Source organism: Bradyrhizobium sp. SZCCHNRI1009 (assembly GCF_032487575.1).
Taxonomy (GTDB): Bacteria; Pseudomonadota; Alphaproteobacteria; order Rhizobiales; family Xanthobacteraceae; genus Bradyrhizobium.
On sequence record NZ_JAUEUL010000002.1, the window covers coordinates 597,531 to 611,791 of the forward strand.

Sequence of the window (14,261 nt, forward strand, 5' to 3'; positions counted from 1 at the left end):
CGCTGAAGGAGCATGCTCGGCCTCACTGCACCGCGGCCGACCTGATGCGACCGATGACGGCGTCCACGTCCGTCCAGGCCGGCTTGTCCGGGGCGAATTGCTGACGGAGATAGGAGACGAGTTCGGCAAGCTGGACGTCGCTGAGATGGTCCTTGAACGCCGGCATGTAGCCGAGATCGGACGAGGCCGGCTTCATGATCCCGTGCAGGATCACCTGGATCAGGTTGTCGGGTGTGGCGCTGTGCAGGTTGCTGTTCAGCGCCAGCGAGGGCCGGCTGCCGAACAGCGGCAGGCCGCCGATCTCGTGACAGACCGCGCAGGCGCCGAGATAGAGCCGGGCGGCCGGAGATGCCGCCGAGGTCACCCTGGTGCGCGCCTCCAACTCCGCTGCCGTCGCCTCCAGCTTCGCTGCCTCGGGCGAGGGCGTCTGGAAGGAGGCGAGATAGACCGCCATGGCCCGAATGTCTGCGTCGGGCAGCGTCGCGAGATCCTTCACGATCGGCGCCATCGGACCGGCGGCCACGCCATGGAGGCGCGACTGACCGGAGCGGAGATAGGTGTAGAACTCGTCCTCAGTCCACGGGATCGGGGCAGTCGAGAGCGCGGTCAGCGCGGGGGCTTCCCAGCCCTCCGCGAAGCCGCCAGCCAGATATGCGTTGCGCTGCTCGGCACCGAGCGCATTGCGCGGCGAATGACAGGCGCTGCAATGGCCGAGGCTTTCGACGAGATAGAAGCCGCGATTCCACTGTTCGGATCGGGTTGGATCAGGCCTGAACGGCCGGGTGTCGTGAAACAGCGCATTCCATCCGGCGACCAGCGGCCGCAGATTGAACGGGAAGCGCAGCGCGTTGTCGGGCGCCCGCTGTCTCACTGGCGTCTGAGCCATCAGGTAGGCGTAGAGCGCCTGCAGGTCGGCATCGTCGGTTCGCGCGAAATGCGTGTAGGGAAACGCCGGATAGAGCTGCCGGCCGTCGCGGTGCACGCCCTCGCGCATGGCGCGCTCGAAGGCGGGATAGGACCAGGCGCCGATGCCGGTCTCGACGTCGGGCGTGATGTTGGTGCTGAACAGCGTGCCGAACGGCGTCTCCAGCGCACGGCCGCCGGCATTGATCAGGCCGCCATCCGCGGTGTGACAAACCGCGCAATTGCCGAGCGCCGCGAGCGCCTCGCCGCGCGCGATCGTCGCGGCGGAATAGACCGAGGGATCGGGGCGTGTGATCGGTGCGATGGCACGCCAGGGCAACACGGCGGTGGCGACGCCGATCGCCGCGGCGCAGGCCGCGACGGCGCTGGCGATCACGCCGCCCCGCCTGGCAAAGGGCTTGAGCCATGTCGTCGCCGGTCTTTCGGGGGCGGGCAGCGACTGCGGCGCCGGCGTCTCGACCTGTTCGCCGCGCAGCCCTTTCAGAATGCGCTCCGGCGTGAATGGCGGCTCGCGGAAGCGGACGCCGGTGGCGTCGTAGATCGCATTGGCGATCGCGGCGGCGCTCGGCACGGACGCGGACTCGCCGACGCCGAGCGGCGGCTGATCCGGTCGCCGCAGCATCAGCACGTCGATCTCAGGCAAATCGGGGAAGGTGATGATCGGATACGCCCCCCATTCCCGGGCCGCGACCTTGCCGCGCGAAAACGGAATCTCCTCCATCAGCGCCCGGCTGGTGGATTGGATGACGTTGCCTTCGATCTGGTGGCGTACGCCGTCCGGGTTGATCATCAGGCCGGAGTCCTGGCCTGCGATGACCCGCGTGACGCTGACGTCGCCGGTCGTCGTATTCACCGCGACATCGGCGATCCACGCCGACCAAGCCGCGCCGTAGCCGGGAAACTTGCTGTGGACGTAGAGCGCGTAGGCGAAGCCGCGGCCATGAACGACGCCGTTGTCGGGCGCCTTATCTTCCCGCACGGGGCGCGGCGTCCAGCCGGCGCGTTCGGCCACGGCGTTCACGAGATCACGCGCGCGCTCGTCCTTCAGATAGCGCAGCCGGTATTCGATCGGGTCGACGCAAGCCTCCGCCGCGAGCTCGTCGATATAGGACTCATGCGCGAAGGTGTTGGGCAGCGCCGAGACGCCGCGGATCCAGGACGCACGCACGATCGGCGGCATGTCATGCGCAGTGACGCGCATGTGGTCGTAGTCGTAAGGCGGGATCGCGGTGCGATCGCCCATCTCGAACACCGCAGGCTCCGGCGCGATGCGGCCGGTCAGCAGCAGCGCCAGCGTCGGCGCGCCGTTCGACGGATAGCGCGTGGCGAACTCATAGGCCGCAACCGAGCCATCGGCATTGAGGCCGCCATTGACGTCCATCAGCTGTGCGGTGCCCTTGGGCTCCCACAGATGCTCCTGCTCGCGCGACAATTGCACCCGCACCGGACGGCCGACCGCGCGCGATAGCAGCAGCGCATCGGCGGTGACATCGTCGGCGCAGTTGCGGCCATAGCAGCCGGCGGCCTCCAGCCGGATCAGCTCGATGTGATCCTCGGGACAGTCGATCAGCTTGGCGAGATCGCCGCGCAGGATGTGCGGATTCTGCGTGCCGGAATAAATGCGGGTCTGCCCGTCGCGATAGTCGGCCACCGCGCAGGACGGCCCGATCGAGCCGTGCATCTGGTAGGGCCAGAGATAGGTCCGCCGCATCGGCTTGGCGGCGCCGGCGATGGCGGCATCGACATCGCCCTTGTCGAGCAGCCGACGCGGCTCGGACGGATTGGCGCGCAGCGCGTTCTCGACATCGTCGAGGTCGCGCAAGCTCGGCACCGGCTTCCAATTCGCCTGGAGCCGCTCGGCGGCGAGGATCGCGTTCTCCTCGCGCTCGGCGACGACGCCGATGAAGTCGCCGATGACGACGACGTCAACCAGGCCCGGTACGTCGCGCACCGACTCCCTGTCGACGCCAAGAAGGCTGGTGCCGATGAAGGGGCCGGCATCGACACCGGCATAGGGTGGACGCACGACGCGGCCATGCAGCATGCCGGGGACGCGAACGTCATGGACATAAGTGAGTTCACCGGCCGCCTTTGCCGGCAGATCGACGCGCGGCACCGACCGGCCGACGACCTGATAGTCGTTCACCGACTTGACGACGATATCGTCGGCGAGGGCGAGGCGGAACGTCTCATCGCCGATCAGCTCGCCATAGCTGAGGACGCGGTTGTCGGGACCGCGGACCAGTCCGTCCTCGACCCTCAAATCCACGACGTCGAGGTCGAGTTGCGCTGCCGCCCGCGCCAGGAGGAAGGCGCGGGCCTGCGCCGCAGCCTTGCGCAGCGGCACGGCGGTGATCTGAATTGTCTCGCTGGCGATGGTTGCGCCCTGATTCGGCACGACCGCGGTGTCCCCGAGCACGACCACGACACGGGCGAAGGAGACATCCAGCTCTTCCGCGACGATCTGTCCCAGCGCGGTTCGGATGCCGGTGCCGAGATCGACGTGGCCGTTGAAGGCGGAGACCTCGCCTGCGGCCGTGATCCGGATGAAGGTTTCGAACCGGCCATCGTTGCCGGCGATGGGACGTTCGACAACCAGCCAGCCGCGAGGCGTGTCGGCGTCCTTGGTGAGGCGATCGTTCATCAGTCCAGCGCCTCGAGCGTGTGGCCGGCCGCGCGCATCGCCGCGCGGAGGATCTCGACATGGGCACCGCAGCGGCAGAGATTGTAGCGCAGCGCCTGCTTGATCTCGTCGCGTGACGGATCGGGCTTGATCGCCAGCAGCGCCTTGGTCGTCATGATCATGCCGTTGAGGCAGTAGCCGCATTGCGCGGCCTGCTCGGCGATGAAGGCCTGCTGCACCGGATCGGGCGCCTCGCGCGAGCCCAGCCCTTCAAGCGTGGTGACGTCGCGGCCGATGCAGCCTTCCACCGGAATGACGCAGGAGCGGGCGGCACGGCCGTCGATCAGCACGGTGCAGGCGCCGCATTCACCGAGGCCGCAGCCGTATTTCGGACCGTTCAGAGCGAGGTCGTTGCGCAGCACATGAAGCAGGGGCGTGTCCGGCGCGGCCGCAACGTCATGCGCCCGTCCGTTCACGGTCAGCCGAATCGTTGCTGGCGTCATGCCCTTCTGCCGTCCGCTGTGCTATCGTTAACGAGGATGCGATGGTGATCGCTCCGAGCGTATCGTTTGTGTACTAACATGCAAGTGCCACGTTTTGCGCTGCAGCGTGTGCACGATTTGTCGTCATTGTGCAGGGCAAACTGATCGTTTATCCGGCAATCGTGCTTTTCGTTCGCGGTGGCGCTTGACAGTCGGCGGAGGGGCGCGACATCATTCGTATACGAACGAATTGCCGCGGCGTGCGGACGGTTGCCGTCAACTCCGCTTCAAGATGGGCTTCTCTGCATGGTGACTGAGACGGCGAGCGAGGGTGCAGGGGACAAGATCCGCTGCGATGCCTGTCCGGTGATGTGCTACATCAAGCCGGGCGCGGCTGGCGCCTGCGACCGCTATGCCAATCAGGACGGTGTGCTGGTGCGCGTCGATCCGCATATCCTGCTGGAGCGCACGGTGTCGCATGGCGGCAAGCTGGTGCCGTTCCAGGCGAGCGGCGACTGGGACGGCAAGATCGTGCATCAGCCGGAGCTGTTCGTCACCGCGATCGGCGCCGGCACCACCTATCCCGACTACAAGCCCGCGCCGTTCATCGTGTCCTCGCAGGTCGAGGGCGTCGACATGGTCACGGTCGTAACCGAGGGCATCTTCAGCTATTGCGGCGTCAAGGTGAAGATCGACACCGATCGCTATCTCGGCCCGGAAGCGGCGACGGTGCGGGTCGACGGCGAAGCGGTCGGTCACGTCACGACCAGCGAATACGGCTCGCAGATGCTCTCGCTCGGCGGCGTGCATCATCTCACCGGCGGCTCCAAGAAGGAGGGGCGCGTCACCTGCGACGCGCTGATGGACCTCAGCAACCGCAAGGCCGTCGAGCTCGTCGTCGACGGCGGTTCCAGCGTGATCGTGCAGGCGGGGCAGCCGCCTGTTGTCAACGGCGTCAAGGAAGAGCGCATGCGCGTCGGCTGCGGCTCGGCCACGATCGGCATGTTCGCCAAGCAATGGCAGGGCAAGGTCGACGAGGTCGTCGTGGTCGATGATCACATCACCGGCGTGCTGTCGGAGCACCAGGCCGGCAAGCTGCTCGACATTGCCGCGACCGGCATCAAGATGAAGGGACGGCGCTCCACGCCGGGCCGCTACTTCCAGGTGGCGCAGCCCGGAACCGGCTGGGGCGGCACCGACATCTCCGATCCGCTGTCGATTCTCGGGCCGTTCGATGCGAAGACGGCGAAGCCTGGCACGACGCTGCTGATGGTGTCCACGACCGGCGAACATGCCGCCTACTACGTGCTCGACGAGTCGCTCAAGCCGGTGCAGCGTGAGATGCCGCCGGAGCTGCAGTTCTCGGTCGAGCGCATCCAGGAGAACTGCGAGCCGGCACTGTGCACCGTGCTGTTCATGGCCGGTGCCGGCGGCTCGCTGCGCGCGGGCGTCACCGACAATCCGGTGCGGCTGACGCGGTCGGTCAAGGATACGCTGACGCGGGTCACGAGCGGCGGTGCGCCGGTCTATGTCTGGCCGGGCGGCGGCATCACCTACATGGTCGACGTGACCCAGATGCCGGCCGGCGCCTTCGGCTATGTGCCGACGCCGGCGATCGTCGCACCGATCGAGTTCACGTTGAGGCTATCGGACTACGCGGCGCTCGGTGGGCACATGGACTACGTCCAGCCGCTCACGTCGCTCAAGGATGTCAGCAAGGACATTCGTCAGCTGCCGTGGCCGAGGCCGGGCGCATGACCCGGCGGCCACAGATCGCCTTGTTGCCCGAGCGGCGGCTGCATCTGCAGGACGGCCCGATCGATCTGATCATCGGCGCCGACGCCGCCGATGGCGATGTTCGCGCGGCCTATCGTGCGGCGGCCGAGCGTTTCACGGGTCTCTTGGACGAGCTGTGTGCGGAACTGTCCGATCTGCGCAAGGGAGCCGATCACGATCGTTGCCCATTGAAAGGCGTCGTTGCGCGGCGGATGCATGCGGCCGTGTCGCCGTTCGCGCGCGAGATGTTCATCACGCCGATGGCCGCGGTCGCGGGCAGCGTCGCCGAGGAGATTCTCGGCGCCATGCGCGGCGCGGCGAAGCTGACGCGGGCCTATGTCAACAATGGCGGTGACATCGCACTCCATCTGCGGGATGCCGCCACGTTCAGCGTCGGGCTGATGGACCGTCCCGACGGCGCAGGCGTGATGCGCAGGATGACGCTTCGTGCTGCCGATGCGATCGGCGGCGTCGCCACATCGGGCCGCCACGGCCGCAGCTTCTCGCTGGGCATTGCCGACGCGGTGACGGTGCTCGCGCGCAGCGCGGCGCAGGCCGATGCGGCGGCGACGGTGATCGGCAACGCCGTTGACCTTCCGGGTCATCCGGCCGTGCTTCGCCGACCCGCCTGCGAGCTGCAGCCGGACAGCGATCTCGGTGACCGCCTCGTCACATGCGATGTCGGAGATCTCCGCGATGCCGAGATTGCCCAAGCGCTGGCCGCGGGCGAGCATCGTGCGCAGTCGCTGCTGTCGGCCGGCCTGATCGAAGGCGCCGTTCTGCAGCTCTGCGGCAATATTCGCGTCGTCGGTCCGCGCGCGATCGAGATCGTTCGTCGGCAGCAGTTGCGGGCGGCGGCGGCGTGAGGTTTGATGCACGATGTGCTGGAACATGAGGGACTGCCGACGATGAGCGCCGTCATCAGAAAGATCGTGACCGTGGTCGAGGAAGTCCATCAGGAGATGGGCCGGTCCGTGTCGCCGCCGACACGGCGGGCGGCGGCAGTGGCGGTGATCGAGAATCCGTTTGCCGGCCGCTATGTCGAGGATCTCACGCCGCTGATCGCGATCGGCGAGGAGCTCGGCGAGATGCTGGCCAAGCGCGCCGTGGCCGCGCTCGGCATCGAAGGGCCGGCGGCGCACAGCTATGGCAAGGCCGCGGCGGTCGGGAGCGACGGCGAGCTGGAGCATGCCGCCGCGATCCTGCATCCGAAGATGGGGGCGCCGGTGCGCAAGGTGCTCGGCAAGGGCGCGGCGCTGATCCCGTCGTCGAAGAAGCGCGGCGGCGTGGGCTGCACGCTCGACATTCCGCTCGGCCATAAAGATGCGGCCTTCGTGCGCAGTCATTTCGACGGCATGGAAGTGCAGATCAACGACGCGCCACGCGCCAACGAGATCATGGTCGCGCTCGCGGTCACCGACAGCGGGCGTCCCTTGCCAAGGGTCGGCGGGCTCACGGTCGCCGAGATCAAGGGCGACGACGGTCTACGGTAATACAAATCAACATTGGAGGCTGAAGGGATGCGACGGAGAACGATGCTTGCGGCAGGCCTGGGCCTTGCCGTCGCGGGATTGGCGGGCACGGCGCGCGCCGAGGACGTCATCAAGATCGGCGAGATCAACAGCTACTCGCTGCTGCCGGCGTTCACCGAGCCCTATCGCAAGGGCTGGCAGCTCGCGGTCGAGGAGGTCAATGCGGCCGGCGGCATCAACGGCAAGAAGCTCGTCGTCGTTTCCAAGGACGACAGCGGCAAGCCGGCCGACGCGCAGACCGCGGCCAACGAGCTGGTGTCGAGCGAGAACGTGGCGATGCTCGCCGGCACCTTCCTGTCGAACATCGGTCTGGCCGTCAGCGACTTCGCCAACCAGAAGAAGGTGTTCTTCCTGGCGGCCGAGCCGCTGACCGACGCCATCACCTGGGCGAAGGGCAACAAATACACCTTCCGCCTTCGTCCGTCGAACTACATGCAGGCGGCAATGCTGGTGGAGGAGGCCGCGAAGCTTCCCGCCAAGCGCTGGGCCACGATCGCACCGAACTACGAATACGGCCAGTCGGCCGTCGCCGTGTTCAAGAAGCTGCTTTCAGCGAAGCGCCCGGACATCCAGTGGGTCGACGAGCAGTGGCCGCCGCAGGGCAAGATCGACGCCGGTCCGGTGGTGCAGGCCGTCGCCGCCGCCAACCCGGAGGCGATCCTCAACGTCACCTTCGGTGCCGATCTCGTCAAGCTGGTCCGCGAAGGCAACACCCGCGGCCTGTTCAAGGACCGCAAGGTCGTCAGCTTCCTGACGGGCGAGCCGGAATATCTCGATCCGCTCAAGGAGGAGACGCCCGAGGGCTGGATCGTCACCGGCTATCCCTGGTATTCGATCAAGACGCCCGAGCACGACGCGTTCCTGAAGGCCTACCAGGCCAAGTACAACGACTATCCGCGGCTCGGCTCGATCGTCGGCTACCAGACCATCAAGTCGGCGGCCGCCATCCTCGCCAAGGCCGGCTCGACCGATACCGACAAGCTGATCGCCGCGGCCGAGGGACTGTCCGTTCCGTCGCCCTTCGGCGAGATCACCTTCCGCAAGATCGACCACCAGTCGACGCTCGGCGCTTATGTTGGCAAGACCGCGCTGAAGGACGGCAAGGGCATCATGGTCGACACCGTCTATCGCAAGGGCTCGGACTATCTGCCTGATGATGCCGAAGTTTCCAAGCTCCGTCCGAAGGACTGAGTGAGGTCTTCCTGCCTCCTCCTCCCGCGGAGGAGAGCGGGCGGGGTGAGGGCGCGCGACGCCTGATCTACAGGTTCAGGCCGAGATCCCTCACCCCACGCTTGCTCGCCGGCTCATTGACAGGGCACACGAGCTCGAACGCGGCTCATTCGATACAGACGATCTCCTGACGCGGACCGCCCATGGCCTTCTATTTCGTCCAGTTCCTGACCGGCCTTGCCAGCGCAGCCTCGCTGTTCCTGGTGGCGTCGGGACTGTCGATCATCTTCGGCGTGACCCGCATCGTCAATTTCGCCCATGGCGCGTTCTACATGCTCGGCGCCTATGTGGCGTTCTCGCTCACGGAGCGGCTGTCTGGCTCGCTCGGCTTCTGGGGCGGCATCGTCGTGGCGGCGCTCGCGGTCGCGGCCATCGGCGTCCTCGTCGAGATCGTGCTGCTGCGCCGGATCTATCACGCGCCGGAGCTGTTCCAGCTGCTCGCGACCTTCGGCCTGACCCTGATGGTCGAAGATCTCGTGGTGCTGATCTGGGGACCGGACGATCTGGTCGGCCGCCGTGCACCTGGCCTCAAGGGGGCGGTCGACTTCTTCGGTCAGAACATCCCGAGCTACGACCTGTTCCTGATCGCGCTCGGTCCGATCGTGCTCGGGGTGCTGTGGCTGCTGTTCCAGCGCACCCGCTGGGGCATTCTGGTGCGCGCGGCGACGCAGGACCGCGACATGGTCGCGGCGCTCGGCGTCAATCAGAAATGGCTGTTCACCTCGGTGTTCGCGGTCGGCGTCTTCCTCGCCGCGCTCGGCGGCGCGCTGCAGATCCCGCGCGACGCGGTCCATCACGCGATGGACCTGCGCATCATCGTCGAGGTGTTCGTGGTCGTCGTGATCGGCGGCCTCGGCAGCATCCTCGGCGCGTTCGTTGCCGCCGTGCTGGTGTCGGAGCTCAATGCCTTCGGCATTCTCATCTTCCCCACGATCTCGCTGATCCTCGTGTTCCTGGTGATGGCCGTCGTGCTGGTCGTGCGGCCCTGGGGCCTGTTCGGCAAGAAGGAGGCGCCGGCGCGCCGCACGCCGGGCCTGACCGTCATTCCGTGGCGCCCGCTGAGCTCGGTCGAGCGGCTGGCCTCTCTCGTCGCGCTGGCGCTGGCGGCGATGCTGCCCTTCATCGCCGGCAACTACACGCTGACCGTCGGCGCCGAGATCGCGATCTTCGTGATCTTCGCGGCGTCCCTGCATTTCCTGATGGCGGTCGGCGGCCTCGCTTCGTTCGGCCACGCCGCCTATTTCGGCCTGGGCGCTTACGGCGTCGCGTTCCTCGCCAAGCTTGCGGGATTGCCGATGATTGTCTGCCTGCTGCTCGGGCCGCTGCTCGGCGCGCTCGGTGCGGCCGTGTTCGGGGCCTTCGCCGTGCAGCTCTCCGGCGTGTACTTCGCGATGCTCACCTTGGCCTTAGCGCAAATTGTGTGGTCGATCGCGTTCCAATGGGTCGCGGTGACCGGAGGTGACAATGGCATTCTCGGGCTCTGGCCGGAGAAATGGGCGGCGTCGCCGTCGCATTTCTACTGGCTCGCGCTTGGCGTCTCGGCCTTCGTCGTCGGCGTGCTGCGCCTGATCACCTTCTCGCCGTTCGGCTATGCCCTGCGCGGCATGCGGGACTCGCCGCTGCGCAGCGAGTCCATCGGCATCAACGGCAAGCGCATCCAGTGGACGGCCTTCATCATCGCCGGCACCACGGCCGGCATCGGCGGCGCCCTGTTCGCCTATCTCAAGGGCAGCGTGTTTCCGGACAACATGGGCATCTCGCTCTCGGTCGATGCGCTGGTCATGGTGCTGCTGGGCGGCGTGGAGACGGTGCCCGGCGCGATCTTCGGCGCCATCGTCTACAAGGCGCTCAACATCTGGCTGGTCAGCCAGACCGACTGGTCGAAGCTCGTGCTCGGCATCTTCATCGTGCTGATCGTGGTGGTGTTCCCGAAAGGTATCGTGGGTGTGGTCGAAACCGTCATGCATCGGCGTCGCGCACCGGCCCCCAAGGGCGCTTCGCTGTCGGCCAAGATGGAGGGCGCGCAATGAGCCCAGGCGTGTCGCTGCTCTCGGTCGAAGGCCTGTCGAAATCCTATGGCGGTATTCACGCCGTCCGCAACGTGTCGTTCACGCTGCGGGCCGGCGAGATCCTGGCGCTGATCGGCCCGAACGGCGCGGGGAAAAGCACCTGCTTCGACATGCTCAACGGCCAGAACGTGCCGGACAGCGGCCGCATCACGGTGATGGGGCAGGAGACCACGGGGCACAGGCCGCGCGAGGTCTGGCGGCTCGGGGTCGGCCGCACCTTCCAGATCACCGCGACCTATCCGACCATGACCGTGCGCGAGAACATCCAGGTCGCCCTGGTCTCGCATCATTACCGTCTGTTCGATTTCTGGAGCCCGATGATTTCAATCGAGCGCGGCGAGGCCGATCGCCTGCTCGATCTCGTCGGCATGGCCGGCTATGCCGAGCGGCCGTGCGGCGAGCTCGCCTATGGCGACCTCAAGCGGCTGGAGCTCGCGATCGCGCTGGCCAACCAGCCGAAGCTCCTGCTGATGGACGAGCCGACCGCCGGCATGGCGCCGCGCGAGCGTGTCGAGCTGATGCGGCTGACGGCTGGAATCGCGCGCGAGCAGTCGATCGGCGTCCTTTTCACGGAGCACGACATGGACGTGGTGTTCGAGCATGCGGACCGCATTCTCGTGCTCAATCGCGGCAGCCTGATCGCCGAGGGATCGCCAGCCGAGGTGCGCGCCAACCGGGAGGTGCAGGCGATCTATCTCGGCGAAGGCCTGCTCTATGATGCCGATCGTCGCGAGGGAGCGCCGGCATGAAGCTGTCCGTCGCCAATCTCAACAGCCACTATGGTCCGGCGCATATCCTGTTCGACATCGGCCTCGAGGTCGGCGAGGGCGAGGTGGTGGCGCTGCTCGGGCGCAACGGCGCCGGCAAGTCGACGACCTTCCGGTCGATCGTCGGCCTGGTCGAGCTGCGCGAGGGCCAGATCATGTTCGAGGGGCAGGACATCTCGTCGGCGCCCACCCATGAGATCGTCCGCGCCGGCCTCGGCTACGTTCCGGAGGAGCGCCGCATCTTCACCGAGCTGACGGTGGAGGAAAACCTGGAGGTCGGGCGGCAGAAGCCGCGGCCGAATGCGCCGCAATGGACGCGTGAGAAACTCTATCAGTTGTTTCCCAATCTCGGCGAGATGAAGAACCGCCCGGGCGGCCGCATGAGCGGCGGCGAACAGCAGATGCTCACCATCGCCCGTACACTGATGGGCAATCCGTCGCTGGTGCTGCTCGACGAGCCCTCGGAAGGCCTGTCGCCGAAGATCGTCGAGCAGATGGTCGATGCGATCCTGACCATGAAGAAGGAAGGCGTCTCGCTGGTCGTCTCCGAGCAGAACCTGCATTTCGCCAAGCTGATCTCGGACCGCGCCTACATCATCGAGCGCGGCCGCATCTGCTTCTCCGGCACCATGACCGAGCTCGACGCGCGGCCCGACATCCGCGACGCGCATCTGTCGATCTGAGGCGAGGGAAGATATGGCCAAGAGTCCCCCGCCGAAGCGATCGGCGAAAGCCACGACGAAGACTGCGCCGAGGCCGCAGGCAAAGCCCGCTGCGAAGGCCACGGCCAAGGCGGCGAAATCAAACTACGTGCTCGACGATCAGATCGGCTTCATCCTGCGCCAGGTCTGGCAGCGCCACACCATGATCTTCGCCCGCGACATCGGCAGCAACCTGACGCCGACGCAATGGGCGGCCATGTCGAAGCTGGTCGAGACCGGACCGTGCTCGCAGAACCAGCTGGGACGGTTCACGGCGATGGACGTCGCGACGATCAAGGGCGTGATCGACCGGCTGACCGCACGCGGTCTCACCGAGACCAGCTCGGATCCGCAGGATGGCCGCCGGCTACTGGTGAGCCTGACCCGCGCGGGTCAGCAGCTCGCGGAGAAGACCGCGCCGCTGGCGCTCGCGATCTCCAAAGAGACCTTGGCGCCGCTGGATGCGAGAGAGCGCGAGAGCTTGCTGTCGCTGCTGAGCCGGCTGAAATAGCTGTTGCAAACCGCCCGCGTAGGGTGGGCAAAGCGAAGCGTGCCCACCATTCTCACAGAGAGCGCATCTGCACATGATGGGCACGCGCCGCCTGGCGGCGTCGCTTTGCCCACCCTACTTGTTTGCTCAGTCGCTATGAGCGCAGCCCGATACAGCACCCTCTCCCCTTGTGGGAGAGGGCATCTCCGGTCCATCCACATTCGCGATTGGGTGAGGGGTATCTCTCGGCGAGCGAGACTCGCGGAGAGATACCCCTCACCCGACCGAGATTTCTGCTCCGTCCTCCATGCCCTCTCCCGCAAGGGGAGAGGGCGCATTCACGAGCACTGCGCTCGCAATGACGAAGCTTGTGGCAACTACTTCGCCACGATCTCCGGAATTTTCGTCGCCGGCGGCGTGTTGCGGCTGCGCTGGGTGCGGACGATGCCGTCGATGATGGTCATCCCGATGCCGGGGAGGTCGCCGAGCTGGACGCTGTCGAGCAGGGTCTTGGCCGGCGAGTGCTGCGCCTTGTCCATGATGACGAAGTCGGCGGAGCGGCCGACCTCGATCAGGCCGCAATCGAGCTCGCGCATCCGCGCGGTGTTGCCGGTGGCGAAGCAGAACGCGATCTCGGCCGGGACATCGCCGAGCGAGGACAAGAGCGAGACCATGCGCAGGATCCCGAGCGGCTGCACGCCGGAGCCGGCCGGCGCGTCGGTGCCGAGGATGACGCGGTGGAGATCGTTCATCTCGCGCGCGGTGCGCAAGGTGAACAGCGCCGAGCGCTCGTTGCCGTTGTGCACCAGCTCGAGCCCCGCCTTGCAGCCCTCGCAGATGCAGCGGATCTGATCGTCGGGCAGCGCGGTGTGACCGCCATTGATGTGTCCGATGACGTCGGTGCCGGCCTCCAGCACGACGTCCTTGTCGATCAGGCCGGAGCCGGGGATCGACGGACCGCCGGTGTGAATGGTGCTTTGGATGCCGTATTTGCGCGCCCAGCCGACCATCTTGCGCGCGGTCGGGCCGTCCTTGACGCCGCCGAGGCCGACCTCGCCGAGCAGCTTGACGCCGGCGGCGGCGAGCTCCTTGAAGTCGTCCTCGACCATCTCGCATTCGATCACCGGCGCGCCGGCATGCACCTTCACGCCGCCGGGACGGAGCGTCCAGAATGCGCGCTGCGCGAAGATCGCCATCGCCTTCAGGCCGACGACGTCGCGCGGCCGGCCGGGCATGTGCACCTCGCCGGCGGAGATCATCGTGGTGACGCCACCATGCAGATAGGAATCGATCCAGTTGCTCTGGTTCTGCCGCGGCGTCCAGTCGCCGGCGACCGGATGAACATGGCTGTCGATCAGGCCCGGCGCCACCGTCGTGCCATGGGCATCGACGATGGTCGTCGCGCCTTCGGTGTCGACGTCTTTGAAGCGGCCGATTCCCGTGATCTTGCCGTTCTCGGCGACGATCGTGTCAGCATCCAGGATGGGCCGTTCCAGGGCGCCGGACAGCATGAGGCCGATGTTGCGAATGACCAGCTTGCTGGGACCGGTTGCTTGCGGCGCGTCATGGGCCATCGGGATATCCTTCTCTCCTGGCAAAGCATTTGCGGCAGTTTGCGCCTGCACGCGGCGCAGCATCAAGCCGGTTTCGGTCATTCGTACACGAAT

Annotated in this window: 11 protein-coding genes; 8 read left to right on the forward strand and 3 right to left on the reverse strand. The window is 66.7% G+C overall.

What is annotated here, in order from left to right; all coding sequences use genetic code 11:
• Nucleotides 1-22: 22 nt before the first annotated feature.
• Nucleotides 23-3,568: a molybdopterin cofactor-binding domain-containing protein gene (locus tag QX010_RS06350; protein ID WP_316178318.1), complete on the reverse strand. Its 3,546-nt coding sequence runs from the start codon at nt 3,566-3,568 to the stop codon at nt 23-25.
• The gene (locus tag QX010_RS06355) at nt 3,568-4,050 is read right to left on the reverse strand and encodes a (2Fe-2S)-binding protein (protein WP_315802279.1); all 483 of its coding nucleotides are present in this window, start codon (nt 4,048-4,050) and stop codon (nt 3,568-3,570) included. The genes QX010_RS06350 and QX010_RS06355 overlap by 1 nt, the downstream gene beginning before the upstream one ends.
• 285 nt (nt 4,051-4,335) lie before the next feature.
• On the opposite strand from QX010_RS06355, the gene QX010_RS06360 reads away from it, so the two are divergent.
• The 8 genes from QX010_RS06360 (at nt 4,336) to QX010_RS06395 (ending at nt 12,615) form a co-directional block, all read left to right on the forward strand.
• The gene (locus tag QX010_RS06360; RefSeq protein WP_316178321.1) at nt 4,336-5,787 is read left to right on the forward strand and encodes a 6-hydroxynicotinate reductase; all 1,452 of its coding nucleotides are present in this window, start codon (nt 4,336-4,338) and stop codon (nt 5,785-5,787) included.
• Nucleotides 5,784-6,671 (forward strand): UPF0280 family protein, encoded by an 888-nt coding sequence (locus QX010_RS06365; protein WP_316178323.1) that lies wholly within the window; start codon nt 5,784-5,786, stop codon nt 6,669-6,671. The genes QX010_RS06360 and QX010_RS06365 overlap by 4 nt, the downstream gene beginning before the upstream one ends.
• A 42-nt stretch (nt 6,672-6,713) precedes the next feature.
• Entirely contained in the window at nt 6,714-7,298 is a 585-nt protein-coding gene (locus tag QX010_RS06370; protein WP_316178325.1) for an amino acid synthesis family protein, read from the forward strand.
• Between the two features lie 42 nt (nt 7,299-7,340).
• The gene (locus QX010_RS06375; RefSeq protein ID WP_410051928.1) at nt 7,341-8,528 is read left to right on the forward strand and encodes an ABC transporter substrate-binding protein; all 1,188 of its coding nucleotides are present in this window, start codon (nt 7,341-7,343) and stop codon (nt 8,526-8,528) included.
• A gap of 182 nt (nt 8,529-8,710) precedes the next feature.
• Complete coding sequence (locus QX010_RS06380; protein ID WP_316178329.1) at nt 8,711-10,597, forward strand: ABC transporter permease; 1,887 nt, start codon at nt 8,711-8,713, stop codon at nt 10,595-10,597.
• Complete coding sequence (locus QX010_RS06385) at nt 10,594-11,385, forward strand: ABC transporter ATP-binding protein (RefSeq protein ID WP_316178330.1); 792 nt, start codon at nt 10,594-10,596, stop codon at nt 11,383-11,385. The genes QX010_RS06380 and QX010_RS06385 overlap by 4 nt, the downstream gene beginning before the upstream one ends.
• Nucleotides 11,382-12,086 (forward strand): ABC transporter ATP-binding protein, encoded by a 705-nt coding sequence (locus QX010_RS06390; protein ID WP_315802286.1) that lies wholly within the window; start codon nt 11,382-11,384, stop codon nt 12,084-12,086. Before QX010_RS06385 ends, QX010_RS06390 begins: the two co-directional genes overlap by 4 nt.
• 13 nt (nt 12,087-12,099) lie before the next feature.
• Nucleotides 12,100-12,615: a MarR family winged helix-turn-helix transcriptional regulator gene (locus tag QX010_RS06395; protein WP_316178332.1), complete on the forward strand. Its 516-nt coding sequence runs from the start codon at nt 12,100-12,102 to the stop codon at nt 12,613-12,615.
• A gap of 356 nt (nt 12,616-12,971) precedes the next feature.
• Here the strand turns inward: QX010_RS06395 and QX010_RS06400 are convergent, their stop codons facing one another.
• On the reverse strand, nt 12,972-14,168 hold the full coding sequence (locus QX010_RS06400) for an amidohydrolase family protein (protein ID WP_315802289.1): 1,197 nt from the start codon (nt 14,166-14,168) through the stop codon (nt 12,972-12,974).
• Between the last annotated feature and the right edge of the window lie 93 nt (nt 14,169-14,261).